Genomic DNA, 1194 nt, shown 5'->3' with positions numbered 1-1194 from the left:
GCTTTCGACAGTCCGAAAGCGAAGAAACCCGGGCCTCAAAGTGCATCCCGTCCCTGCCCGTGTCCCTGCCCGGGTGTGCGGACGGGGCGGCAGGGTGGGTCGGACACCCGGCTACCCGGGCTCAGGCGGCCCGGCCTCAGGCGGCCAGGCTTCGGGCGGCCCGGGCTCAGGTGGCCGGGCGGGCCCCGGCCAGGGCCGTGGCGCCCAGGTCGTCGTCCGACAGGACCGTGGGGATCAGCCCGGCCGCCTCCAGGTGCCCGACGGCGGCGCTCACCTGGGCCTCGCCCGTCTCGACGAGCAGGTGGCCGCCCGGGCGCAGCAGCGCCGGCGCGAGGTCGATCACGCGGCGCAGGATCACCAGGCCGTCGTCCCCGCCGTCGAGCGCGGTGTGCGGCTCGTGCTCGCGCGCCTCGGGCGGCATCATGCCGATCGCCTCCGTGGGCACGTAGGGCGCGTTCGCGACGAGGACGTCGACGCGGCCCCACACCTCGCCCGGGAGCGGATCCGCCAGGTCGCCGGCGGAGGTGTACGCGGTGAGCCGCCCGGGTCGCGCGGGTGCGACGTCGTCCGGCGACAGGCCGGTCCCCGCGGCGCGCGCGGGCAGACCCGTCCCGGCGGCGCGCGCGGGCAGGCCGGTCCCCGCGGCGCGGGCGGCGAAGGTCTCGGCGGCCAGCGACGCCAGGTTGTCGTGCGCGCAGGCCACGGCCACGGGGTCGACGTCGGCGGCGTGCAGCTCGACGTCGTGCCCCGCCGCCAGGAGCCGCGCCGCGACGGCCCCGCCGAGCGCGCCGCACCCGCAGCACAGGTCGACGACAAGGACGGGGCCGGCGGCACCCGCCCCAACGGCCGCGCCGCCGATGGCGTCGGACAGCGCGCGCGCCGCCGCCTCCCGGATCAGCAGCTCGGACCGTTGCCGCGGGACGAAGACCCCGGGCGCCACCAGCCAGCGGCGGCCGTCGAGCTCGGCCCAGCCCACCAGGTGCTCCAGCGGGAGCCCGTCGACCCGCGCCACGACGAGGGCCTCCAGCCGGACGGGATCCGTCGTGCCGTCCGACGTCGCGGCCTCCAGCAGGATCCGGGCCTCGTCCTCGGCGAACACGCAGCCGGCGGCGCGCAGGCGCGCGACAAGTTGTTCCACGCCGCAAGCGTAGGCGCACGTGTCAGACCCCCAGGTCACCGGGGTGACCTGAGGGT

General features: G+C 77.9%; 1 protein-coding gene. It reads right to left on the bottom strand.

The annotated features are described in order from the left end of the window. Positions 1-166: 166 nt before the first annotated feature. On the bottom strand, positions 167-1138 hold the full coding sequence (locus ACFWEJ_RS28805; RefSeq protein WP_377232573.1) for a putative protein N(5)-glutamine methyltransferase: 972 nt from the start codon (positions 1136-1138) through the stop codon (positions 167-169). Positions 1139-1194 lie beyond the last annotated feature (56 nt).

Source organism: Promicromonospora sp. NPDC060204 (assembly GCF_042728455.1).
GTDB lineage: Bacteria > Actinomycetota > Actinomycetes > Actinomycetales > Cellulomonadaceae > Promicromonospora.
This window is presented reverse-complemented; position numbering and strand designations above follow the sequence as displayed.